The organism is Cellulosimicrobium sp. G4 BAM 1002, from assembly GCF_057126935.1.
Genome location: NZ_CP182109.1, coordinates 2,489,277 through 2,512,135, shown reverse-complemented (window position 1 = coordinate 2,512,135; position 22,859 = coordinate 2,489,277). Strand labels below are relative to the sequence as shown.

The window sequence follows — 22,859 nt, the reverse complement described above, 5'->3', positions numbered from 1 at the left end:
GTCCCGTGGTCGCCCTGCGCAACCCCGCCGTCGTCGCCCTGGGCGGCGGGCACGGCCTGTCCGCGAGCCTCTCCGCGCTGCGCCTCATGTCCGACCGGCTCACCGCCGTCGTCACCGTCGCCGACGACGGCGGTTCGTCCGGGCGCCTGCGCACCGAGCTCGGCGTCCTGCCCCCGGGCGACCTGCGCATGGCGCTCGCGGCGCTGTGCGACGACTCGGAGTGGGGGCGCACGTGGAGCGCGCTCCTGCAGCACCGGTTCACGTCCGAGGGCGACCTCGACAACCACGCCGTCGGCAACCTGCTCATCGTCGCGCTGTGGGAGCTGCTCGACGACCCGGTCGCGGGTCTCGACTGGGTCGGCAAGCTCCTCGGGGCGCGGGGGCGCGTGCTCCCCATGGCCGCCGTGCCGCTCGGGATCGAGGCCGACGTCCGGACGGGCGACCAGCTCGAGACCGTCGTCGGGCAGAGCCGTGTCGCGGTCACGCACGGCCGCATCGAGCAGCTGCGGCTCGTCCCGGCGGACCCGCCGGCGTGCCCCGAGGCGGTGCAGGCGGTGCGAGACGCCGACTGGGTCGTGCTGGGACCCGGGTCGTGGTTCTCGTCGGTGATGCCCCACCTGCTCGTGCCCGAGCTCGCCCGGGCGCTGCACGAGACCCAGGCGCGCCGGTGCATCACCCTCAACCTCTCGAGCGAGGCGGGCGAGACGTACGGGCTGTCGGCGACCGAGCACCTCGAGGCGCTCCACAAGCACGACCCCGGGCTGCGGGTCGACGCCGTCGTGGCCGACCCGTCGGCCGTCGAGGACACGGAGCAGCTCGCCGACGCGGCGGCGCGCATGGGTGCCCGGCTCCTGCTGCGCCAGGTGCGGCGGGGCGACGGTACGCCGACGCACGACCCGCTGCGGCTCGCCGCGGCGTACCGCGACGTGTTCGACGACTTCCTGGGGGACGTCGGCACGCCCGCCCCCTGACACCGTCCCGGCTCGTCGTGCGGCCCGCCCGGTCCCGGCATCGATGGCAGGATGTCCCGCATGGCGCTCACGGCACAGGTGAAGGACGAGCTGGCTCGGCTGCGGGTGGACAAGACGTCGTGCCGCAAGGCGGAGGTCTCGGCGATGCTCCGCTTCTCGGGCGGCCTGCACCTCATCTCGGGCCGCGTCGTCATCGAGGCGGAGCTCGACACCGCGATCGCGGCACGTCGCCTACGGGAGACGATCGCGGACGTCTACGGGCACACGAGCGAGCTGATCGTCGTCTCTGCCGGGGGGCTGCGCAAGAGCAGCCGCTACGTCGTGCGGGTCGTGCGCGACGGCGAGTCGCTCGCCCGGCAGACGGGTCTGCTCGACGGGCGCGGCCGCCCGGTGCGCGGGCTGCCCCCGCAGGTGGTGTCCGGCGGGATCGAGGAGGCGGAGGCCGCGTGGCGCGGCGCGTTCCTCGCGCACGGGTCGCTGACCGAGCCGGGGCGCTCGTCGGCGCTCGAGGTCACCTGCCCCGGGCCGGAGGCGGCGCTCGCGCTCGTCGGCGCGGCGCGCCGGCTGGGCGTCTCCGCCAAGTCGCGCGAGGTGCGCGGCGTCGACCGCGTGGTTATCCGCGACGGCGACGCGATCAGCGCGCTCCTGACGCGACTGGGCGCGCACGAGGCCGTCCTGGTGTGGGAGGAGCGGCGTGCCCGGCGCGAGGTGCGGGGGACTGCCAACCGCCTCGCGAACTTCGACGACGCGAACCTGCGCCGGTCCGCGCGTGCGGCGGTCGCCGCGGGCGCCCGCGTGGAGCGCGCGTTCGAGATCCTCGGCCCGGACCTGCCCGACCACCTGCGCGAGGCCGGCGAGCTGCGGCTCGCGCACAAGCAGGCGTCGCTGGAGGAGCTCGGGCAGCTCGCGGACCCGCCCCTGACCAAGGACGCCGTCGCCGGGCGGATCCGACGCCTGCTGTCGACGGCCGACAAGCGCGCGGCCGAGCTCGGCATCCCCGACACCGAGGCGGGCCTGAGCCCGGAGCTCCTGGACCTCTGACGCGCGGCCGGCGCGACGGGCGCGGTCGTCACGCAGGGGTGGGACGATGGTCCCGAAGCGTGGGATCCAGGTCACATGTCGGCGTGGTGTTGGTATAGGCTCGGACGCGTCAGGTGACAACGACGTGCTCCTTCGCTGACACCCCTCGTGGGCGTGGGTGGTCCCGGCTGTCGCCGTGGCGGCCCGCGGGCACGGAGGGTGCTGTGCCGAGATCGGGCAGCGGGGCGCGGGCGCCATCACCACCTGCGTACGACGGTGTACGTGATCGTTCGGCATCAACCGTGTGCGTCGGGACCAAACCGGCGCGCCCTGAGGAGGGCATTGTGACCATCCGCGTCGGTATCAACGGCTTCGGTCGTATCGGACGGAACTTCTACCGCGCCATCGTGGCGTCGGGCGCCGACATCGAGATCGTGGGCGTCAACGACCTCACGGACAACAAGACGCTTGCGCACCTGCTCAAGTACGACACGGTCCTGGGCCGTTTCCCCCTGAGCGTGGACTTCGACGACGAGAACATCATCGTCGACGGCAAGAAGATCCGTGCCCTCGCCGAGCGTGAGCCCGCGAACCTCCCCTGGGGCGAGCTGGGTGCCGACATCGTCATCGAGTCGACCGGCTTCTTCACGGACGCCACGAAGGCGAAGGCGCACATCGACGGCGGCGCCAAGAAGGTCATCATCTCCGCCCCGGCGAAGAACGAGGACGCGACGTTCGTCGTCGGCGTGAACTCGGACCAGTACGACCCGGCCGCGCACCACATCATCTCGAACGCGTCGTGCACCACGAACTGCCTCGCCCCGCTCGCGAAGGCGCTCAACGACTCGATCGGCATCGAGCGTGGTCTCATGACCACGATCCACGCGTACACCGGTGACCAGAACCTGCAGGACGGCCCGCACCGCGACCTGCGTCGTGCCCGCGCCGCCGCGCAGAACATCGTCCCGACCTCCACGGGTGCGGCCAAGGCCGTCTCGCTGGTGCTCCCGGAGCTCAAGGGCAAGCTCGACGGCTACGCCCTGCGCGTGCCGGTCATCACGGGCTCGGCCACGGACCTCACGTTCACGGCCTCGCGCGAGGTCACCGTGGACGAGGTCAACGCGGCGCTCAAGGCTGCGGCCGAGGGCCCCCTCAAGGGCGTGCTCGAGTACGTCGAGGACGAGATCGTGTCGAGCGACATCGTCACGAACCCGCACCAGAGCATCTTCGACTCGAAGCTCACCAAGGTGATCGGCGACCAGGTCAAGGTCGTCTCCTGGTACGACAACGAGTGGGGCTACTCCAACAGCCTCGTCGCGCTGACGCAGCTGGTCGGCGACAAGCTCTGACCCTGCCGCTGCTGCAGCGTCAGCCCTGAGCATCACCATGCGTCCGCGTGCGCGTCCCGGCCACGGCCGGTGACGCGCACGCGGACGTCCTCATGTGCGGGCCGGTCCGGTCGACGACCGGACCGACGCACGACGGCGACCGAACCGTAGGAGACCGCATGAAGACCATCGACTCCCTGGGCGACCTGCGCGGCAAGCGCGTCCTCGTCCGCTCCGACTTCAACGTCCCGCTCGACGGGACGACCATCACGGACGACGGCCGCATCCGCGCCGCCCTGCCGACGCTCAAGAGGCTCACCGACGCCGGCGCCAAGGTCATCGTCACCGCGCACCTCGGCCGCCCCAAGGGCGAGCCCGACGCGAAGTACTCCCTGGCGCCCGTCGCCGCCCGCCTGGGCGAGCTGCTCGGGGTTCCCGTGCACCTGGCGAAGGACGTCGTCGGCCCGTCGGCGCGCGAGACCGTCGAGGCGCTCGGCGAGGGCGAGGTCGCCCTGCTCGAGAACATCCGCTTCGACGCGCGCGAGACGTCGAAGGACGAGGCCGAGCGGCAGTCGCTCGCGAACGACCTCGCGGGCCTGGCCGACGCGTTCGTGTCCGACGGGTTCGGCGTCGTGCACCGCAAGCAGGCGTCGGTGTACGACGTGGCGAAGGTGCTCCCGTCCGCGGTCGGCGAGCTCGTGCTCAAGGAGGTCGACTCGCTGCGCAAGGCGACGGAGGACCCGGCGCGCCCCTACGTCGTCGTCCTCGGCGGCTCGAAGGTCTCCGACAAGCTCGGCGTCATCGCGAACCTGCTCACCAAGGCGGACCGCCTGCTCATCGGCGGCGGCATGGTCTTCACGTTCCTCGCGGCCAAGGGCTACGGCGTCGGCAAGTCCCTCCTCGAGGAGGACCAGATCGACACGGTGAAGGGCTACCTCGCGGACGCCGAGAAGAACGGCGTGGAGATCGTCCTGCCGACCGACATCGTCGCGGCCGACTCGTTCGCCGCCGACGCCCCGCACGCGGTCGTCGCCGCGGACGCGATCCCCGCGGACAAGATCGGCCTCGACATCGGCCCCGACTCCGCGCGGCTCTTCGCGAGCAAGATCGCGGACGCGAAGACCGTCGTGTGGAACGGCCCCGCGGGCGTCTTCGAGTTCGACGCGTTCTCGGGCGGGACGCGCGCGGTCGCGCAGGCGCTCGTCGACGCGACCGCGAACGGCGCGTTCACGATCGTGGGAGGCGGCGACTCCGCCGCCGCCGTCCGCATCCTCGGCTTCGACGAGGCGGGCTTCAGCCACATCTCGACGGGCGGCGGCGCGAGCCTCGAGTTCCTCGAGGGCAAGGACCTGCCGGGCATCTCCGTCCTCGAGGGCTGAGCGCCCTCCCCGTACCACCCTCACGCGCCGCTCCGCCGCACGGGGCGGCGCGTACCCCCACAGAGAGAAGAACGACCGTGGCGAACACCCGCACCCCGCTCATGGCGGGCAACTGGAAGATGAACCTGGACCACCACCAGGCGACCCACACCGTGCAGAAGCTCGCGTGGACCCTCAAGGACGCGAAGCACGACTACGCGGCCGTCGAGGTGGCCGTGCTCCCGCCGTTCACCGACCTGCGCTCGGTGCAGACGCTCGTGGACGCCGACAAGCTCGAGCTCAAGTACGGCGCGCAGGACGTCTCCGCGCACGCCGAGGGTGCGTACACCGGAGAGATCTCGGCGTCGATGCTGGCGAAGCTCGGCACGAGCTACGTGGCGATCGGCCACTCGGAGCGCCGCCAGTACCACGCCGAGTCCGACGCCTTGGTGAACGCGAAGATCGTCGCCGCCGTCGGGCAGGGCATCGCCCCGATCCTGTGCGTCGGCGAGGGCCTGGACGTGCGCAAGGCCGGCGAGCAGATCTCCTACACGCTCGCCCAGGTCGAGGGTGCGCTCGCGGGCATCCCCGCCGCGCAGCTCGCTACTCTCGTCATCGCCTACGAGCCCGTCTGGGCCATCGGCACGGGCGAGGTCGCGACGCCGGAGGACGCCCAGGAGGTCTGCGGCGCGATCCGTGGCGCGCTCGGCGACCTGTACGACGCCGAGCTCGCGGACGCGACGCGCGTCCTGTACGGCGGCTCGGTGAAGTCGTCCAACGTCGCGGCGATCATGGCGCAGCCCGACGTCGACGGCGCGCTCGTCGGCGGCGCGAGCCTGGACCCGGAGGAGTTCGCCAAGATCGCGCGCTACCAGTCGCACGCGACCGGCGCCTGACCTCCGGACGACTCCCGCTCCCGCGGTCCGGACGCACCGGACCGCGGGAGCACCCGTGAGACCGGCCGTGAGACGACGCGGGCCGGGGTTGGCCCCGACGGCCCCGCGTCACCTACTCTTGTCCCCTGTGCGGCAGGTCACGCCTGCTCACGACAACCGTGCGGTCGTCCCGACGATGGTCGGTCCGGCCCTGAACCTCAAGGACGTACTCGTGGACGTGCTGCGCATCATCCTCCTGATCCTCCTGGTGCTCACCAGCGCCTTCCTCACCCTGCTCGTGCTCCTGCACAAGGGCAAGGGCGGCGGCCTCTCCGACATGTTCGGCGGCGGGATCTCGAGCTCGGTGGGCAGCTCCGGCGTCGCCGAGCGCAACCTCAACCGGATCACCGTGTCGTTCGCGCTCGTCTGGGCGGTCGTCATCGTGCTCCTGGGCCTGATCCAGAAGGTGAGCTGACCCGGGCGCCCACGGGGGCGCCGGCTCGTCACAGGGGCGAGCCGTGGCCGCGACGGCGCGGCCGGGCAGGATCGAGTGCCGGCGACGGCACGGACGGGGGAGAGCACGTGGCAGGTGGTAGCGCGATCCGTGGGTCGCGGGTAGGAGCGGGCCCGCTCGGGGAGTCCGAGCGCGGCGAGATCGCGCCGCGCTTCTGGGTCTCGTACTGGTGCGCGAACGGGCACGAGACGCGACCGAGCTTCTCCTCGGAGGCCGACATCCAGGCGCCAGAGACGTGGGACTGCCCGCGGTGCGGCTTCCCCGCCGGCCAGGACCGGGAGAACCCCCCGTCGCCGTCACGCAACGAGCCGTACAAGACGCACCTCGCCTACGTGAAGGAGCGTCGTTCCGACGCCGACGGCGTGGCGATCCTCGACGAGGCGCTCGCGGCGCTGCGAGCCCGTCGCGGGGTCTGAAACCCGGCAGCACGAGAAACGACGAGCGCCCCACCGGATCTCCGGTGGGGCGCTCGTCGTCGTGGTGCGTGGCGGGCGGTCGCGGGTCAGGCGGACGTGCCCGCTGCGGCGGCGTCCAGGAGCCAGAGCGTGCGCTCGGTCCCGGCGACGCCGGCGGCGGGCGTCTCCCGTACCGGAGCCCCGGCGAGCGCGGCAGCCACGGGAGAGGCCTTCTCGGCACCGGCTGCCACGACCCACACCTGGTGAGCTGCGGCGATCGCCTCGAAGGTCAGGGTGACGCGCTCGGGCGGCGGCTTGGGCGACCCGTGGACCCCGGCCGTCGGGACGCCGGTGACGTCCAGGCCCGGGTGCCCCGGGAAGAGGGACGCCACGTGCCCGTCGGGGCCCATGCCGAGCAGGAGCACGTCGAAGGCCGGGACGGCCTCGCCCTCGGCAGCGTGCGCGGCGAGCGTGACCGCGTAGGCCGTCGCCGCGTCCTCCGGGCTCGCGGCGGCGTCCGCCGCGGGCATCGGGTGCACGTTCTCGGCGGGGAGCTGGGGGAGGTGGTCGAGCAGCGCCTCCCGGGCCTGCGTCTCGTTGCGCTCCGGGTCCCCGGCAGGCAGGAACCGCTCGTCGCCCCACCACACGTGCACCCCGGTCCAGTCGACGGCGTCCCGGACGGGGTGGCGGGCGAGGGCAGCGAGGCTCGCGATGCCGACGGTCCCTCCGGTGAGCACGACGTGGCCCGGCCGGCGCACCGACTGCACGTCGAGGATGCGGGTGACGAGCCGGGACGCGACCGCCTCGGCGAGCACGACGGCATCGGGGTGGACGACGACGAGACGCGAGTGCGACGCGTGGCCCGCCGGCTGCGTGCTCATGCGCCGACCTTCTGCAGGCCCTTGGTGAGCACCTCGCCGTAGACCTCGTCCGGGTCGAGGCGCCGCAGCTCCTCGATGAGTGCCTCGCTGAGCGTCCGGATCGGCAGTGCGACCCGGCGGTCCGGCTTGCCGGGCTGGCTGATCGTCACGGTGCGCCCGTCGGGCCGGTCGAGGACGATGGGGCCGCTCTTGCGCTCGAGCGTGACCTTGGTGATCGCCTCGGCCCCGCGGCGCCGCACGACCTGCGCCGGGCAGCGGAGGCGGGACCCGAGCCAGGCCGCGAGCAGGTCGAGCGACGTGTGCTTGGCCTGGCCCTCGACGACGACGTTCGTCACCGGCTCGAACGGCGGCTGGTCGAGGGCCGCGGCGATGAGCCCGCGCCAGAGCGTGACGCGCGCCCAGGCGAGGTCGGAGTCGCCGGGGCCGTACGTCGTCGCGAGCTGGCCGAGCACCGCCTCCGGGTCCTTGGACGTGATGGAGTCGGTGATGCGCCGCTGGGCCATCGCGCCCACGGGGTCGTCGTCGGGCGACTCCGGCGGCTGGCCGGGCCACCACACGACGATCGGCGCGTCCGGAAGCAGGAGCGGCATGACGAGCGTGTCGGTGTGCTCGAGCATCGGGCCGGCGGTCCGCAGGACCACGACCTCGGACGCGCCCGCGTCTCCGCCGACGCGGATCTGGGCGTCGAGGTGCGGATCGTCGCGCCGGCCGGACGGCGCGACGACGATGACGCGGCACGGGTGCTCGCGGCTCGCGTCGTTGGCCGCCTCGATCGACGTCTCGACGTCGGACTCGCGCGCGACGACCACGAGCGTCAGCACGCGCCCCAGGGCGATCGCACCACCCTCGTCGCGCAGGCGCACCAGGCGCTTGTTGACCGCGTTCGTCGTCGTGTCGGGCAGGTCGATGATCATCGCGGGGTCCTCCCCGGTCGCGGGGTCACGGCGCTCTGGGCCGAGCGCGCAGGGCGGGAACGGCGGGCGGCGACGACGGCCGTCGGCGCCGTGGGGGCGCTCACGGGCGCCGCCAGGCGCGGCCGTCGCGCTCGAGCATCGCGTCGGCCGTCGCCGGTCCCCACGTGCCGGACCGGTACGGCTCCGGCTTGCCCCGTGCCGCCCAGTGCGCGGTGATCGGGTCGAGGATCTTCCACGAGAGCTCGACCTCCTCGCGCGTGGGGAACAGCGGCGGGTCGCCCAGCAGGACGTCGAGGATGAGCCGCTCGTACGCCTCGGGGGAGGACTCGGTGAACGCGTGGCCGTAGCCGAAGTCCATCGTCACGTCGCGCACCTCCATCGCGGTGCCCGGGACCTTGGCGCCGAAGCGCATGGTCACGCCCTCGTCGGGCTGCACGCGGATGACGAGCGCGTTGTTGCCGAGATCGGACGCCTGCGACGTCTCGAACGGCAGGTGCGGCGCCTTCTTGAACACGACGGCGACCTCGGTCACGCGGCGGCCGAGACGCTTGCCCGTGCGCAGGTAGAACGGCACGCCCGCCCAGCGACGGTTGTCGATGTCGACGCGGACCGCTGCGTAGGTCTCCGTCGTGGAGGTGTCCGGGATGCCGTCCTCCTCGAGGAAGCCGATGACCTGCTCGCCGCCCTGCCAGCCGGTGGCGTACTGCCCGCGGGCGGTGTGCTTGGACAGCTCGCGCGGCAGCCGCACGGCGGAGAGCGCCTTGATCTTCTCGGCGCGCAGCGACGGGGCGTCGAACGAGACGGGCTCCTCCATCGCGACGAGCGCGAGGAGCTGGAGGAGGTGGTTCTGGATGACGTCGCGTGCGGCGCCGATGCCGTCGTAGTACCCGGCGCGCCCGCCGATGCCGATGTCCTCGGCCATCGTGATCTGCACGTGGTCCACGTAGTTGGCGTTCCAGATGGGCTCGAACATCTGGTTCGCGAACCGCAGCGCGAGGAGGTTCTGGACCGTCTCCTTGCCCAGGTAGTGGTCGATGCGGAACACCGAGTCGGGCGGGAAGACCTCCGACACGACGGCGTCGAGCTCGCGCGCGCTGGCCAGGTCGTGGCCGAACGGCTTCTCGATGACCACGCGCCGCCACGCGTCCTCCTGGGACTTGGAGAGCCCGGACTCGGCGAGCTGGCGGCACACGAGCGGGAAGGCGCTCGGCGGGACCGAGAGGTAGAACGCGTGGTTGCCGCCCGTGCCGCGCTCGGCGTCGAGCGTCTCGACGGTCTGGCGCAGGCGCTCGAACGCGTCGTCGTCGTCGAACGACCCCTGCACGAACCGGATGCCCTCGGCGAGCTGTCGCCACGTCGCCTCGCGGAACGGCGTCCGCGCGTGCTCCTTGACGGCGTCGTGCACGACCTGGGCGAAGTCCTGGTCCTCCCAGTCGCGCCGGGCGAACCCCGTGAGCGCGAAGCCGGGCGGCAGGAGGCCGCGGTTGGCGAGGTCGTAGACCGCGGGCATGAGCTTCTTGCGGGCGAGGTCGCCCGTCACGCCGAAGATGACGAGCCCGCAGGGGCCCGCGATCCGCGGCAGGCGCAGGTCGAGGGGGTCGCGCAGAGGGTTGTTCTCTGCCGTGATCTTGGCCGGTCTCACCTGGTGGCACCGTTCCGTTCGAGGGTGGTCGGAGGACTAGTCGCGTTCAGAGGGAGTGCGGGGGAGTGCTGGGCGTAGCGGATGATACGGGTGGTCGCGACGCGGCCGGAGGCGTTCCCGCAGGTCGGACGCCCGCCCGCCGCGAGCGGCGAGCGGGCGCAGGCGGTCAGGAGGCCGCGTCGGCGGCGCGCCGCAGGTTGTCGCGGGTCGTCTCGAGGAGCTCGGTCCAGCTGTCCTCGAACTTGCGCACGCCCTCCTCCTCGAGCTTCGCGGTCACCTCGACGAGGGAGACGCCGAAGGACTCGACGGTCTCGAGGGTGCGGCGTGCGGCGGCGGCCGTCCCCGTCACGGTGTCGCCGGAGACGACGCCGTGGTCGGCGAACGCCTGGAGCGTGGCCTCGGGCATCGTGTTGACGACGCCGTCGGTGACGAGCTCCTCGACGTACAGGGTGTCCTTGTACTCGGGGTTCTTCACCCCCGTGGAGGCCCACAGCGGGCGCTGGGCGTGGGCACCGGACGCGGCGAGCGAGCGCCACCGGTCGGTCTGGCGGAACTCCTCGAAGGCCTCGAACGCGGCGCGTGCGTTGGCGACCGCGGCCTGCCCGCGCAGGTCGAGCGCCTCGGGCGTGCCGACCTTCTCCAGCGCCGCGTCGACGGCCGTGTCGACGCGCGAGACGAAGAAGGAGGCGACCGACCCGATGGGGGCGAGGTCGATCCCCGCGTCGCGCGCCCGCTCGAGCCCCGTCGCGAACGCGTCCATGACGGCGCGGTAGCGCTCGAGCGAGAAGATGAGCGTGACGTTGACGCTGATGCCCAATGCGAGGGTGCGCGTGATCGCCTCGAGACCCGGCAGGGTGGCGGGGATCTTGATGAAGACGTTGGGGCGGTCGATCGTGTGCCACAGCCGCTCGGCGACCTCGACGGTGGCCCCGGCGTCCTGGTTCGCCAGGCGCGGGTCCACCTCGATCGACACGCGGCCGTCGACCCCGTCGGTCGCGTCGTACACGGGGCGCAGGAGGTCTGCGGCGTCGCGTACGTCGTCCGTGGTGATGCGCTCGACGGCGGCCTCGACCGCTGCGTCGTCGGTGCCGCCCGCCGCGAGCTCTGCGAGCTGGGCGTCGTAGGCGTCGCCCTTCGAGAGCGCGGCGGCGAAGATCGTGGGGTTCGTGGTCACGCCGACGACGCCGCGCGACGCGACGAGCTCGGCGAGGTTGCCTGACCGCAGCCGTTCGCGGGACAGGTCGTCGAGCCAGATCGACACCCCCGCCCGGGTGAGCTGTTCGATCGGTCCGGGGACGGTGCTCTGCGTCATCAGGAGTCCTCTCTGGTACCTCGCCGGCGCCCTCGACGGGCACGCCGGTGATCCGTCCCGGCCGGGGTACCGCGGGTGCACGACCCGCGGCGCGGATCCGAGGTGGGGCGCCGGGACCGGGCCCCACCTCGGAATCTACGGTCGGTCAGGCGAGGTCGCCAGTGCCGCCCTCGACGGGCTTGGCGGGTCCGCCGGGAGCGGCGTCGGCCTGCGCCGCGGCGAGCGACTCGCGAGCGGCGGCGGCCACGGCCTCGGCCGTGATGCCGAACTCGCGGTACAGCACCTGGTAGTCGGCCGACGCGCCGTAGTGCTCGATGCTCACGATGCGCCCGGCGTCGCCGACCAGCTCGCGCCAGCCCTGGGCGACGCCCGCCTCGACGGAGACGCGCGCGCGCACCGCGGCCGGCAGCACCGACTCGCGGTAGGCGTCGTCCTGGGCGTCGAACCACTCACGGCTCGGCAGGGACACGACGCGCGCCTGGACGCCCTCGGCGGCGAGGAGCTCGCGTGCCTCGACCGCGAGCTGGACCTCGGACCCGGTGCCGAGGAGGATCACGTCGGGCGTGCCCTCGGCGTCGACGAGCACGTAGCCGCCGCGCGCCGTGCCCGACGCGTCGGCGAAGCCGTCGGTGCCGCGCGGGAACGTCGGGACGTTCTGGCGCGTGAGGATCAGGCCCGCGGGGCGCTCCGTCGTCTCGAGGACCGTGCGCCACGCCCACGCGACCTCGTTGGCGTCGGCGGGCCGCACGACGTCGAGGCCCGGGATGGCGCGCAGCGCCGCCAGGTGCTCGATCGGCTGGTGCGTGGGGCCGTCCTCGCCGAGGCCGATGGAGTCGTGCGTCCAGACGAACGTCGTCGGGATCTGCATGAGCGCGGCGAGGCGCACGGCCGGGCGCATGTAGTCGCTGAACGTGAGGAACGTGCCGCCGTAGGCGCGCGTGCCGCCGTGGAGCACGATCCCGTTGAGGATCGAGCCCATGGCGTGCTCACGGATGCCGAAGTGCAGCGTGCGGCCGTACTCGTGGCCGGGGAACTTCTTCGTGGCGTGCTCGACGGGGACGAACGACGGCTCGCCGTCCATCGTCGTGTTGTTCGAGCCCGCGAGGTCGGCCGAGCCGCCCCAGAGCTCGGGGAGCACGTCCTTGAGCGCGGTGAGGACCTTGCCCGACGCGGCGCGCGTCGCGACGGCCTTGCCCGGCTCGAACGTCGGCAGGGAGTCCTCCCAGCCGGCGGGCAGCTCTCGGCGAGAGAGGCGCTCGAGCAGCGCGGCGCCGGAGGGGTTGGCCGTCTTCCACGCCTCGAACGCGGTGTCCCAGGCGGCCCGGCGCTCGCCCTGGCGCTCGCCGACGGCGCGCGTGTACGCGAGCACCTCGTCGTCGATGGCGAACGTCGCCTCGGGGTCGAGGCCGAGCTCGATCTTCAGGCCGCGCACCTCGTCGGCGCCCATCGCCGAGCCGTGGATGCCACCGGTGTTCTGCTTCGTGGGCGACGGCCAGCCGATGATCGTGCGCAGCGCGATGATCGAGGGCTTGCCCGTCTCGGCCTTGGCGGCCTCGACCGCGGCGGCGAGGACGTCGACGTCCTCCGCGTACCCCGTGCCGCCGTTGGTCCAGTCGACGCGCTGGGTGTGCCAGCCGTACGCCTCGTAGCGCGCGAGGACGTCCTCCGTGAAGGCGATGTCCGTGTCGTCCTCGATGGAGATCTTGTTGTCGTCCCAGATGACCACGAGGTTGCCGAGCTGCTGGTGGCCGGCGAGCGACGACGCCTCGCTGGTCACGCCCTCCTGCAGGTCACCGTCGGACGCGATGACGTAGATGTGGTGGTCGAAGGGCGACTCGCCCGGCGCCGTCGACGGGTCGAGCAGACCCCGCTCGCGACGCGCGGCGAACGCCATGCCGATCGCGGACGCGAGGCCCTGGCCGAGCGGGCCGGTCGTGATCTCGACGCCGTTCGTGTGCTTGTACTCGGGGTGGCCCGGGGTCTTGGAGCCCCACGTGCGCAGGGCTGCGATGTCGTCCATCTCGAGGCCGTAGCCCGCGAGGAAGAGCTGCAGGTACAGCGTGAGCGACGAGTGGCCCGCCGAGAGCACGAACCGGTCGCGACCCACCCAGTGGGAGTCGGCCGGGTCGTGGTGCATGGCCTTCTGGAACAGGAGGTAGGCGGCGGGCGCGAGCGAGATCGCGGTGCCCGGGTGGCCGTTCCCGACCTTCTCCACGGCGTCGGCGGCCAGCGCCTTGATCGCCTTGACGGCCCGGTCGTCCAGGTCCGTCCAGTCCAGGGGCGTGTGAGCAGGGGACAACGCGTTCACCGAACCTCATTCCCGTCCGGAGCGCGCGCCCCGGATCCTCGCGACATCTCGAAGCAACCGTTGAACATTTCCCGGCCTCGCGCCTCGGACGGCGGGGCTGCCCGGGTGCCTGCCGCGCCGACCGGAGTCACTGGTCGTGACGGTCGGTACGTCGTGGGAACGCCGTGGGACGGTTGCGACACCCAGCCTATACGCGCGGCGGGAACTCGCCCTGTGGTGCCCACGTGCTGGATTTCGGTCGGAAGTCACACAATCGCCCGGCCGGTCCGGTCGGTCCCGACGCAGGCGGCGACGTACGATGAGCGAGGACGACCGGCGGTCCGTCCCAGCTCGCCCCCCACCTCAGAACGGAACACCGAAGCGCGTGCACACCACGAGCCAGGCACCGATCGACGGGACCGGAAGCCCGTCGAGCGCCGCGTCGACCCCGCGGCCCACGCGCGGCAGCTCCGTCGCCCCGACGGAACAGGCCGCACGCGCGACCCGCTCCGCGCGCGAGCGTCTCGGCGCGTACGTCGCCCTGACGAAGCCGCGCATCATCGAGCTCCTGCTCGTGACCACGGTCCCCACGATGTTCCTGGCGCAGGGCGGTCTGCCGAGCCTCGGCCTCATCGTCGCGACGCTCGTCGGCGGCACGCTCGCCGCGGCGTCCGCGAACGTCTACAACTGCTACCTCGACCGCGACATCGACGAGGTCATGAACCGCACGAAGCGGCGTCCGCTCGTCACGGGCGAGGTGACGCCGCGCGCCGCGCTGGTCTTCGCGACGGTCCTCGGCGTCGTGTCGCTCGTGTGGTTCGCGCTGCTCGTCAACGTGGTCTCGGCGTGGTTGACGTTCGCGGCGATCCTCATCTACGTCGTCGGCTACACGATGATCCTCAAGCGCCGGACGCCGCAGAACATCGTGTGGGGCGGGATCGCCGGCTGCATGCCGGTCTTCATCGGCTGGTCCGCGGTCACCGGCTCGCTGAGCTGGGCCGCGCTCGCGCTCTTCCTCGTGATCTTCTTCTGGACGCCGCCGCACTACTGGCCGCTGTCGATGAAGTTCAAGCGCGACTACGCGAACGCCGGCGTGCCGATGCTCCCGGTCGTCGCGGACGACCGCAGGGTCGCGCGCGAGATGATCCTCTACGGCGTCGCGATGGTCGCGTCGTCGCTCGCCCTGTGGCCCCTCGCGGGGATGACCTGGGTCTATGGGGTCGTCGCGACGGCGCTCGGCGCGTGGTTCCTCTCGTCGTGCCTGACGATGCTGCGTCGCGCCCGGGACAAGGCGGACGGCAAGGGCGGCAAGGTCGGGGAGATGAAGGTCTTCCACGCCTCGATCACCTATCTCACGCTGCTCTTCGTCGCCGTGGCGGTCGACGTCTTCCTGCCCCTGTGAGCCCCGCGTGAGCACCGCGGTGTCGAGGTCGGCGTGAGCGGACCGGGTCCCGCGCCGCGCGTGCCCGACGCCCTCGACCGGGCCGCGCGCGAGTACCTCGCGCACCTCGCCGTCGAGCGAGGCCTGTCGGCGAACACCGTCGCCGCCTACCGGCGTGACCTGGCGCGCTACGTCGCCTTCCTCGCGGCGCGCGGCAACCACGCCGTCCGGGACGTGGAGCCCGGCGACGTCACCGCGTACGTCACCGCCCTGCGCACCGGGTCCGACGGCGGCGCGTGCCTCTCGCCCTCCTCGACGGCCCGGTCCGTGGCCGCCGTGCGCGGGTGGCACCGCTTCTGCACGGCGGAGGGGCTCGCGGACGCCGACGCGTCGGCGGACGTCCGGCCCCCGGCGCAGGGCAAGCGGCTGCCGAAGGCGATCTCGACCGACGAGGTCGAGCGCATCCTCGAGGCCGCCGGACTGGGCGAGGGCGCCGGTCCGCTGCGCGACCGCGCGCTGCTGGAGCTCGTGTACTCGACCGGGGCGCGGATCACCGAGGCGGTGAGCCTCGACGTCGACGACCTGGACCTCGGCTCGGGAGCGGTGCGGCTGCTGGGCAAGGGCGGCAAGGAGCGCGTCGTGCCCGTGGGGTCGTTCGCGCGGCGCGCGCTCGACGCCTACCTCGTCCGTGGCCGCGCGGCCCTCGCGGCGAACGGCCGCGGCACGCCCGCGGTCTTCCTCAACACGCGCGGCGCGCGCCTCTCGCGCCAGAGCGCGTGGGCCGTGCTGCGCACGGCGGCCGAGCGCGCGGGCATCGCGCACCCCGAGCGCATCTCACCGCACACCCTGCGGCACTCCTTCGCGACCCACCTGCTCGCGGGGGGAGCGGACGTGCGCGTGGTCCAGGAGCTCCTGGGCCACGCGTCGGTGACGACGACCCAGATCTACACGCTCGTCACGCCGGACACGCTGCGCGAGGTCTACGCCTCCGCGCACCCGCGCGCGCTCGGCTGACCGGAACGCGGCGCGCGGGCGCGTGCGCACGAGCGTCGGCAGGGTCCTGCGATACCGTGGCGGACGTGAGCAGCCAGGCCGAGACCCAGCCCGAGACGCACGGCGCGCGCAGCTCTCACGACGACGCCGCCCGTCCCGCCGCCGACGTGCGACCGAACGGCGCCGGTGATCCCGCCGGTGCCGACGCCGGCGCGGCCCTCGTCGCCGAGCCGCCCCGCACGGACGTCGTCGGGCGCCCGATGCCCCACTTCCCGGACCCCGCGCCGCTCGCGTCGCACGGCCCCGGCCGCATCATCGCGATGTGCAACCAGAAGGGTGGCGTCGGCAAGACGACGACCACGATCAACCTCGGCGCGACGCTCGCCGAGTACGGGCGCAAGGTCCTGCTCGTCGACTTCGACCCGCAGGGTGCGGCGTCGGTGGGCCTCGGGGTCAACCCGCACGAGCTCGACCGCACGGTCTACAACCTGCTCATGGAGCGCGGCGCGGACATCCACGACGTCCTCGTCGGCACGGACGTGGAGAACCTCGACCTGCTGCCCGCGAACATCGACCTGTCGGCCGCGGAGGTCCAGCTCGTCGGCGAGGTCGCACGCGAGTCCGTCCTCTCCCGCGTCCTGCGCCCGGTGGTCGACGACTACGACGTGATCCTCGTCGACTGCCAGCCGTCCCTCGGCCTGCTCACCGTCAACGCGCTCACCGCGGCGCACGGCGTGCTCATCCCGCTCGAGTGCGAGTTCTTCGCGCTCCGCGGCGTCGCGCTGCTCGTGGAGACGATCGAGAAGGTGCGCGACCGCCTCAACCCGCGCCTCGACGTCGACGGCATCCTCGCGACGATGTTCGACTCACGCACGCTCCACTCGCGGGAGGTCGTGGCGCGCGTGCACGAGGCGTTCGGGGACAAGCTGCTCCACACCGTCATCGGCCGGACGGTGAAGTTCCCGGACGCGTCCGTCGCGGCCGAGCCCATCACCGTCTACGCGCCGACCCACCCCGGCGCACTCGCGTACCGGCAGCTCGCCCGGGAGCTGGTCGCCCGTGGCGACGCCGCCTGACACGCTCACCGCGGAGCCCGTCGCGCCGGGCGCCCGGGCCACCGGGGGAGCGTTCGAGGTCCGTCTCGACAACTTCAGCGGGCCGTTCGACCTGCTCCTGTCCCTCATCACGAAGCACAAGCTCGACATCACCGAGGTCGCGCTCGCGCGCGTGACGGACGACTTCATCGCGTACATCCGTGACGCCGAGCGGGCGGCCACCGCCGCGCGCGCGGCGGGCGAGGAGCACCCCGGCTGGGACCTGGGCACCGCGAGCGAGTTCCTCGTCGTCGCCGCGACGCTCCTCGACCTCAAGGCCGCGCGCCTGCTGCCCACGGGCAGCGTCGAGGACGACGAGGACCTCGCGCTGCTCGAGGCCCGGGACCTGCTGTTCGCGCGGCTCCTGCAGTACCGGGCGTACAAGCAGGTCGGTGGCGTCCTCGCGGAGCGGCTCGCGTCCGAGGGCCGCCGCTTCCCGCGCGTCGTCCAGCTCGAGCCGCACCTCGCCGCCCTGCTGCCCGAGCTCGTGTGGACGATGGGGCCCGACCAGCTCGCCGCGCTCGCGGCGCGCGCGCTCGCCCCCAAGGCGCCGCCGCCGGGCGTCTCCCTCGACCACCTCCACGCGCCCGCCGTGAGCGTGCGCGAGCAGGCGGGTGTCGTCGTCGACCGGGTGCGCCGCCACGGCACGACGACGTTCCGCGCCCTCGTCGCGGGAGAGGACGAGGCAGCCGTGGTCGTGGCGCGCTTCCTCGCGCTGCTCGAGCTGTTCCGCGAGGGCCTCGTCGGGTTCGACCAGGTCACCCCGCTCGGCGAGCTCACCGTGCGCTGGACCGGGGACGACGACGCCCCGGAGCCCGCGCTGTCCGGCGTCGGGAGCGAGTTCGACGAGGCCGACCTGACCGCCGACCGGTCCGACGTCGAGGAGGTGCCCGCGTGAGCGAGCCCGACGTGCTGCTCCTGCCCGAGGTCCACGAGCTCCCCGGTGGCCTGCCCGCCGCGCTCGAGGCCGTGCTCATGGTCGCCGACGAGCCGATCCCCGTCGTCGAGCTCGCGACGGCGCTCGGGGTGCCGGTCGACGAGGTCGTCGCCGCCCTGCACGAGCTCGCGGCCGAGTACCGCGGCGAGCACGGCGGCCGGCCGCGCGGGTTCGAGCTGCGCGAGGCGGGCGGCGGGTGGCGTGTGTACTCCGCTCCCGCGCACGCGGAGGCCGTGGGACGGTTCGTCCAGGGCGGGCAGACGGCCCGGCTGACGCAGGCCGCGTTGGAGACTCTGGCCGTCATCGCGTACCGTCAACCGGTCAGCCGCGGCCAGGTGTCGGCGGTTCGAGGGGTCAACGTCGACGGCGTGGTGCGCACGCTCGTCGCGCGCGGTCTCGTGGCGGAGGTCGCTCAGGACCCCCACACCGGCGCCGGCCTGTTCGGCACGACGGGGTACTTCCTCGAGCGCATGGGCTACACGTCGCTCGACGAGCTGCCGCCGCTCGCGCCGCACCTGCCGGAGATGGACGACCTCGAGGGACTCGACGGGCTCGCCGACCTGCGCGCCGCGCCGTCGGCCCTGGCCGCCGAGGTTCCCGACGGGACCCGCGGCGACGTGGCTGACACGAAGGGTCTCGCCGAGCCGGCGACGCCCGTGGAGACGGACGAAGGACGGGAATGAGCCAAGGAGATCGCCGGCAGAGCGGGGACGGGTCGCCCGGTGCGCCCAGGCGCGCGCCGCGAGGTGCTGCAGGCGGGACGGGCGGTGCCCGCCGCGGCGCGCCCGGTCGCGGTGGCGCGCAGGGCGGCAAGACTGCAAGGGGCGGCCAGCAGCAGCCGCCGCGCCGCCCGCGCCGCACGGCGCCCGAGGAGCCGCAGCGCGACGTCCACGTCGAGGACGGCGTGCGCCTGCAGAAGGTGCTGGCCTCGGCCGGCCTCGGCTCGCGCCGGGCGTGCGAGGAGCTCATCTCGACCGGACGCGTGGAGGTCGACGGCGTGCGCGTGCGCGAGCTCGGCGTGCGGATCGACCCCACGACGGCCGTCGTGCACGTCGACGGCATGCGCCTGCAGCTCGACACGTCGCGCGTGACGCTCGCGCTCAACAAGCCGCGCGGCGTCGTCTCGACGATGCACGACCCGGAGGGACGCCCGTCGCTCACCGAGCTCGTCGCGAACCGGTCCGAGCGCCTGTTCCACGTCGGGCGCCTCGACGCGGACAGCGAGGGCCTGCTGCTGCTCACGAACGACGGCGAGCTCGCGAACCGGCTCGCGCACCCCGCGCACGAGGTCGCCAAGACCTACCTCGTCACGGTGCAGGGCAAGGTGTCGGGCGGCGTCGCCAACAAGTTCCTGCACGGCATCGAGCTCGAGGACGGCCTCGCGCGCGCCGACGCGTACCGCGTCGTCGACCAGGTCCCCGACGCCACGATGATCGAGATCGTCCTGCACTCGGGCCGCAACCGCGTCGTGCGTCGCATGTTCGAGGAGGTCGGCCACCCCGTCACGCGCCTCGTGCGCACGCGCATCGGCCCGATCGCGCTCGGCAACCTGCGACCGGGCACCACGCGCGTCCTCGGCCGCACCGAGCTCGGGACCCTCATGTCCGCCGTCGGGCTGTGAGCCGACCCGGGCCCGCCGTCACCACCGACCGGGGCGCCGCCGGGCGCACCGGACCGCACGAAGGAGCACGACCCATGCCCGTCCGGGCCATCCGGGGCGCGACCCAGCTCGACGCCGACGACCGCGAGCACCTGTTCGCCCGCACGCGCGAGCTGGTCCAGGCCGTCCTCGACGCGAACGCCGCGGACACCTCGTCCCTGATCTCGATCTTCTTCACGTGCACGCCGGACCTGGTCTCCGACTTCCCGGCGGCGGCGGCGCGCGAGATGGGGCTCGGCGACGTGCCGCTCATGTGCGCGACGGAGATCGCCGTCCCCGGCGCTCTCCCGCGCGTGGTGCGGCTCATGGCCCACGCGGAGCTCGACGTCGAGCGGTCGGCCGTGCAGCACGTGTACCTGCACGGGGCGACCTCGCTGCGCAAGGACCTCGCGCAGTGAGCGCGGCCGACGGCGGCTCGTCTCTGCACACGGGTCCGCTGACCGTCGCGATCGACGGGCCCTCGGGCTCGGGCAAGTCGAGCGTGTCCCGGGGCGTCGCCCGCCGGCTCGGCCTCGCCTACCTCGACACGGGCGCGATGTACCGCGCCGCGACGTGGTGGTGCCTGCACCGCGGCGAGGACCTCACGGACCAGGACGCGGTCGCGCACGCCGTGCGCGTCATGCCCCTCGCCATGGGGCTCGACCCCTCGGCACCGACCGTCCACGTCGAGGGGACCGACGTCGGCGAGGCGATCCGCACGACCGAGATATCGACCGCCGTGAGCGCCGTCGCGACCAACCTCGGCGTGCGCGCCGAGCTGCGGCGCCTGCAGCGCGCCGTGATCGAGGCCGAGCGCACGCCCGACGGGTTCGCGGGCGGGCGCGGCGTCGTCGCCGAGGGTCGTGACATCACGACCGTGGTCGCGCCGGACGCCGACGCGCGCGTGCTCCTCACCGCGAGCGAGGAGGCGCGTCTCGCGCGGCGCTCGCTCGACGTGCACGGCACCGCCGACGCCGCCGCCGTCGAGGCGACCAAGGACCAGGTCCTGCGGCGGGACCGCGACGACGCGACCGTGTCGCAGTTCCACGTCGCGGCGGACGGCGTCGTCACGGTCGACTCGTCCGAGCTGGACCTCGAGCAGACGATCGACGCCGTGCTGCAGGTCGTCGAGCGGGTCACCGGGCGGGTGGTCGGCCCCCGCGCGACGCCGTGAGCCGCCCCGAGGTCGTCGCGCGCGAGCGGGGGCGTGAGCGCGTGCCGTCCCCGGCCGGGCCGGCGTGGTCGCGCTGGGTGGGCCGGTTCCTCGCGCGCGTCGTGTGGGCCACGCAGGTCGAGGGGGCGCACCTCGTGCCGACCGACGGGCCCGTCGTGCTCGCGGCCAACCACACCGGCTTCGTCGACGGGCCGATCGTGCTCGGGGTCGCGCCGCGTCCCCTGCACGTCCTCGTCAAGGAGGAGATGTTCGTCGGCCCGATCGGCTGGGTGCTGCACGCGGCCGGCCAGATCCCGGTCGACCGGCACGGCGGGCGTCGCGCGCTGGCGGCCGGTCTCGCGGTGCTGCGGCGCGGCGGCGCCGTCGGGGTGTTCCCCGAGGGCAACCGCGGGCGGGGCGACGCCACCTCCGCGCGTGCGGGGGTCGCGTGGCTCGCGCTCAACGGGCACGCGCGCGTCGTGCCCGTCGCCGTCCTCGGGACGCGCCGCACCGGGGAGGGCGTCAACCACCTCCCGGGCCTGCGGCGCCGGCTCGTCGTGCGCTTCGGCGAGCCGTTCGACGTCGAGCGCGCGCCCGGCGTGAGCGGCCGGCAGGCGCTCGTCGACGCCAACGAGCGCATCCGCACGACGCTCGCCGAGCTCGTCGCCGACACCGTCGCCCGAACCGGCGTGGTCCTGCCCACCGACGACCCGAACCGAGAGCGCGCGTCACTATCGACGCCGCCGACGCCGCCGCCGGCACCGCCACGGCCCCCGGCCTCCCCGGAACCACCGCGGTGACCGCCACGCCCGGCACGCTCGACGCACCGCGTGCCGTCGGCGACCGCCCGGGGACGGGAGTGCTCTTCGGGCTCGCGTCGGCGCTCGCGTTCGGAGCGAGCGGCCCGTTCGTCAAGCCGCTGCTGGAGGCGGGGTGGACGCCGGGTGCCGCCGTCTTCGCCCGCGCGCTGTGCTCGGCCCTGGTGCTCGTCCCGATCGCCGTGCTCGCGCTGCGTGGGAGCCACCGCCTGCTGCGCGAGGAGTGGCGGCTCGTGCTCGGCTTCGGCCTCGTCGCCGTGGCCGGGACCCAGCTGTGCTACTTCGCGGCCGTGGCACGCATGCCCGTCGGCATCGCGCTGCTCGTGGAGTACCTCGCGCCGGTCCTGCTCGTCGGGCTCGCCTGGGCCCGCACCCGGCACGTGCCGCCGCGGCTCACGCTCGCCGGGTGCGTCGTCGCGATCGCGGGCCTCGTGCTCGTCGTGGACCCCGCAGGCGCGCGCCCTGACCTCGTCGGGGTGCTGTTCGCGCTCGGGGCGGCCGTCGGGCTCGGCGCGTACTTCGTGCTGTCCGCCCGGCCCACGCGGCTGCCGGCCGTCGCGCTCGCGGCGTCCGGCCTCGGGGTGGGTGCGCTCGCGCTCGGGCTGGCCGGTCTCGTGGGCGTCCTGCCGTTCGCCGCGCCGTTCGTCGACGTCGCCGTGCTCGGGACGACGACGCCCTGGTACGTGCCGCTCGCCGTCGTCGTGCTCGTCGCGACGGCGTTCGCGTACGTGTCGGGCGTCGCCGCGACCGTGCGCATGGGGGAGCGGCTCGCCTCGTTCGTCGGGCTGTCCGAGGTGCTGTTCGCCGTCCTCATCGCGTGGCTCCTGCTGGCCGAGGTGCCGAGCGTCGTGCAGGGCGTCGGCGGCGTGCTGGTCGTGGCGGGCGTCGTGCTCGTGCGCCTCGCGGGCTCGCCCACCGCGCGGTAGGTTCGCGCCAGGCGGAGGGGGAGGACGCATGACCGACAGCCCGGCCAAGCCCACGACCGTGGACGAGTACCTGGTGACGCTCGCCCCGGACACGCGTGACGTCGTCGCGCACCTGCGTGACGTGGTGCACGACACGGTCCCCGGCCTCGGTGAGCGGATCAGCTACGGGATCCCGACGTTCACGCTCGACGACCGCTACGTCGTCTACCTCGCGGGATGGGCCCACCACGTCTCGCTCTACCCGGTCCCGGACGTCGCGGACGACGACCTGGCCCGCAGCCTCGCGCGCTACCAGGACGGCAAGGGCACGCTGCGGTTCCCGCTCGCCGAGCCCGTGCCGGACGACGTCGTGCGGGCTGTGGTGGCGCTGCTCGCGGAGCGTCACGCGGGCGCCGCGGGCTGATCCGCCGGCCGTGACAGG

Annotated in this window: 23 protein-coding genes; 18 read left to right on the top strand and 5 right to left on the bottom strand. The window is 73.6% G+C overall.

Going from position 1 to position 22,859, the window contains the following annotated elements; genetic code table 11:
• Window positions 1-5 precede the first annotated feature (5 nt).
• The 7 genes from ACMXGY_RS11420 (at window position 6) to ACMXGY_RS11390 (ending at window position 6,482) form a co-directional block, all read left to right on the top strand.
• Window positions 6-971: a gluconeogenesis factor YvcK family protein gene (locus tag ACMXGY_RS11420; RefSeq protein ID WP_483773112.1), complete on the top strand. Its 966-nt coding sequence runs from the start codon at window positions 6-8 to the stop codon at window positions 969-971.
• A 60-nt stretch (window positions 972-1,031) separates the two neighbouring features.
• Window positions 1,032-2,012, top strand: a complete 981-nt coding sequence (gene whiA, locus ACMXGY_RS11415) for a DNA-binding protein WhiA (RefSeq protein WP_483773111.1) — start codon at window positions 1,032-1,034, stop codon at window positions 2,010-2,012.
• A gap of 323 nt (window positions 2,013-2,335) precedes the next feature.
• Window positions 2,336-3,340, top strand: coding sequence for a type I glyceraldehyde-3-phosphate dehydrogenase (gap, locus tag ACMXGY_RS11410; RefSeq protein WP_483773110.1), 1,005 nt, complete (start codon window positions 2,336-2,338; stop codon window positions 3,338-3,340).
• A gap of 158 nt (window positions 3,341-3,498) precedes the next feature.
• Window positions 3,499-4,698, top strand: a complete 1,200-nt coding sequence (locus ACMXGY_RS11405) for a phosphoglycerate kinase (RefSeq protein ID WP_483773109.1) — start codon at window positions 3,499-3,501, stop codon at window positions 4,696-4,698.
• Window positions 4,699-4,775: 77 nt separating this feature from the next.
• Window positions 4,776-5,573: a triose-phosphate isomerase gene (gene tpiA / locus ACMXGY_RS11400; RefSeq protein WP_483773108.1), complete on the top strand. Its 798-nt coding sequence runs from the start codon at window positions 4,776-4,778 to the stop codon at window positions 5,571-5,573.
• 211 nt (window positions 5,574-5,784) lie between these two features.
• Window positions 5,785-6,027, top strand: a complete 243-nt coding sequence (gene secG / locus ACMXGY_RS11395; protein WP_483776850.1) for a preprotein translocase subunit SecG — start codon at window positions 5,785-5,787, stop codon at window positions 6,025-6,027.
• 107 nt (window positions 6,028-6,134) lie between these two features.
• Complete coding sequence (locus ACMXGY_RS11390; protein WP_483773107.1) at window positions 6,135-6,482, top strand: RNA polymerase-binding protein RbpA; 348 nt, start codon at window positions 6,135-6,137, stop codon at window positions 6,480-6,482.
• A gap of 86 nt (window positions 6,483-6,568) precedes the next feature.
• Here ACMXGY_RS11390 and pgl read toward each other — a convergent pair whose 3' ends face one another.
• The 5 genes from pgl to tkt all read right to left on the bottom strand — a co-directional run bounded on the left by pgl (window position 6,569) and on the right by tkt (window position 13,518).
• Window positions 6,569-7,342 carry a 6-phosphogluconolactonase gene (pgl, locus tag ACMXGY_RS11385; protein WP_483773106.1) on the bottom strand — a complete coding sequence of 258 codons (774 nt, stop codon included), beginning with the start codon at window positions 7,340-7,342 and terminating at the stop codon, window positions 6,569-6,571.
• A complete protein-coding gene (gene opcA / locus ACMXGY_RS11380) occupies window positions 7,339-8,256 on the bottom strand; it encodes a glucose-6-phosphate dehydrogenase assembly protein OpcA (RefSeq protein WP_483773105.1) in 918 nt (305 codons plus the stop codon). Before opcA ends, pgl begins: the two co-directional genes overlap by 4 nt.
• A gap of 100 nt (window positions 8,257-8,356) precedes the next feature.
• Entirely contained in the window at window positions 8,357-9,898 is a 1,542-nt protein-coding gene (zwf, locus tag ACMXGY_RS11375; protein ID WP_483773104.1) for a glucose-6-phosphate dehydrogenase, read from the bottom strand.
• A gap of 166 nt (window positions 9,899-10,064) precedes the next feature.
• Window positions 10,065-11,210 carry a transaldolase gene (tal, locus tag ACMXGY_RS11370; RefSeq protein ID WP_483773103.1) on the bottom strand — a complete coding sequence of 382 codons (1,146 nt, stop codon included), beginning with the start codon at window positions 11,208-11,210 and terminating at the stop codon, window positions 10,065-10,067.
• Between the two features lie 145 nt (window positions 11,211-11,355).
• A complete protein-coding gene (tkt, locus tag ACMXGY_RS11365) occupies window positions 11,356-13,518 on the bottom strand; it encodes a transketolase (protein WP_483773102.1) in 2,163 nt (720 codons plus the stop codon).
• Between the two features lie 364 nt (window positions 13,519-13,882).
• Between tkt and ACMXGY_RS11360 the strand changes: the two genes are divergently transcribed.
• From ACMXGY_RS11360 to ACMXGY_RS11310, 11 genes are all read left to right on the top strand, one after another.
• The gene (locus ACMXGY_RS11360) at window positions 13,883-14,899 is read left to right on the top strand and encodes a heme o synthase (RefSeq protein ID WP_483773101.1); all 1,017 of its coding nucleotides are present in this window, start codon (window positions 13,883-13,885) and stop codon (window positions 14,897-14,899) included.
• A gap of 33 nt (window positions 14,900-14,932) precedes the next feature.
• Window positions 14,933-15,892, top strand: a complete 960-nt coding sequence (gene xerD, locus ACMXGY_RS11355; RefSeq protein ID WP_483773100.1) for a site-specific tyrosine recombinase XerD — start codon at window positions 14,933-14,935, stop codon at window positions 15,890-15,892.
• Between the two features lie 239 nt (window positions 15,893-16,131).
• A complete protein-coding gene (locus ACMXGY_RS11350; protein ID WP_483776849.1) occupies window positions 16,132-16,947 on the top strand; it encodes a ParA family protein in 816 nt (271 codons plus the stop codon).
• On the top strand, window positions 16,931-17,863 hold the full coding sequence (locus ACMXGY_RS11345; RefSeq protein WP_483773099.1) for a segregation and condensation protein A: 933 nt from the start codon (window positions 16,931-16,933) through the stop codon (window positions 17,861-17,863). Before ACMXGY_RS11350 ends, ACMXGY_RS11345 begins: the two co-directional genes overlap by 17 nt.
• Window positions 17,860-18,585 carry an SMC-Scp complex subunit ScpB gene (scpB, locus tag ACMXGY_RS11340; RefSeq protein ID WP_483773098.1) on the top strand — a complete coding sequence of 242 codons (726 nt, stop codon included), beginning with the start codon at window positions 17,860-17,862 and terminating at the stop codon, window positions 18,583-18,585. Before ACMXGY_RS11345 ends, scpB begins: the two co-directional genes overlap by 4 nt.
• Window positions 18,582-19,523: a pseudouridine synthase gene (locus ACMXGY_RS11335; RefSeq protein WP_483773097.1), complete on the top strand. Its 942-nt coding sequence runs from the start codon at window positions 18,582-18,584 to the stop codon at window positions 19,521-19,523. The genes scpB and ACMXGY_RS11335 overlap by 4 nt, the downstream gene beginning before the upstream one ends.
• Window positions 19,524-19,597: 74 nt before the next feature.
• A complete protein-coding gene (gene aroH, locus ACMXGY_RS11330) occupies window positions 19,598-19,960 on the top strand; it encodes a chorismate mutase (protein ID WP_483773096.1) in 363 nt (120 codons plus the stop codon).
• Window positions 19,957-20,715 carry a (d)CMP kinase gene (gene cmk, locus ACMXGY_RS11325; protein WP_483773095.1) on the top strand — a complete coding sequence of 253 codons (759 nt, stop codon included), beginning with the start codon at window positions 19,957-19,959 and terminating at the stop codon, window positions 20,713-20,715. The genes aroH and cmk overlap by 4 nt, the downstream gene beginning before the upstream one ends.
• Window positions 20,712-21,494 carry a lysophospholipid acyltransferase family protein gene (locus tag ACMXGY_RS11320; RefSeq protein WP_483773094.1) on the top strand — a complete coding sequence of 261 codons (783 nt, stop codon included), beginning with the start codon at window positions 20,712-20,714 and terminating at the stop codon, window positions 21,492-21,494. The genes cmk and ACMXGY_RS11320 overlap by 4 nt, the downstream gene beginning before the upstream one ends.
• A complete protein-coding gene (locus ACMXGY_RS11315) occupies window positions 21,491-22,438 on the top strand; it encodes an EamA family transporter (protein ID WP_483773093.1) in 948 nt (315 codons plus the stop codon). Before ACMXGY_RS11320 ends, ACMXGY_RS11315 begins: the two co-directional genes overlap by 4 nt.
• A 28-nt stretch (window positions 22,439-22,466) precedes the next feature.
• Window positions 22,467-22,841, top strand: coding sequence for an iron chaperone (locus ACMXGY_RS11310; protein ID WP_483773092.1), 375 nt, complete (start codon window positions 22,467-22,469; stop codon window positions 22,839-22,841).
• Window positions 22,842-22,859: the final 18 nt, after the last annotated feature.

Bases quoted from the DNA above. Each gene is read 5' to 3' on its own strand.
- ACMXGY_RS11350 (WP_483776849.1), top strand. From the start codon at position 16,132: ATGCCCCACTTCCCGGACCCCGCGCCGCTCGCGTCGCACGGCCCCGGC.
- opcA (WP_483773105.1), bottom strand. From the start codon at position 8,256: ATGATCATCGACCTGCCCGACACGACGACGAACGCGGTCAACAAGCGC.
- ACMXGY_RS11405 (WP_483773109.1), top strand. From the start codon at position 3,499: ATGAAGACCATCGACTCCCTGGGCGACCTGCGCGGCAAGCGCGTCCTC.
- tal (WP_483773103.1), bottom strand. From the start codon at position 11,210: ATGACGCAGAGCACCGTCCCCGGACCGATCGAACAGCTCACCCGGGCG.
- whiA (WP_483773111.1), top strand. From the start codon at position 1,032: ATGGCGCTCACGGCACAGGTGAAGGACGAGCTGGCTCGGCTGCGGGTG.
- ACMXGY_RS11310 (WP_483773092.1), top strand. From the start codon at position 22,467: ATGACCGACAGCCCGGCCAAGCCCACGACCGTGGACGAGTACCTGGTG.
- aroH (WP_483773096.1), top strand. From the start codon at position 19,598: ATGCCCGTCCGGGCCATCCGGGGCGCGACCCAGCTCGACGCCGACGAC.
- pgl (WP_483773106.1), bottom strand. From the start codon at position 7,342: ATGAGCACGCAGCCGGCGGGCCACGCGTCGCACTCGCGTCTCGTCGTC.
- ACMXGY_RS11335 (WP_483773097.1), top strand. From the start codon at position 18,582: ATGAGCCAAGGAGATCGCCGGCAGAGCGGGGACGGGTCGCCCGGTGCG.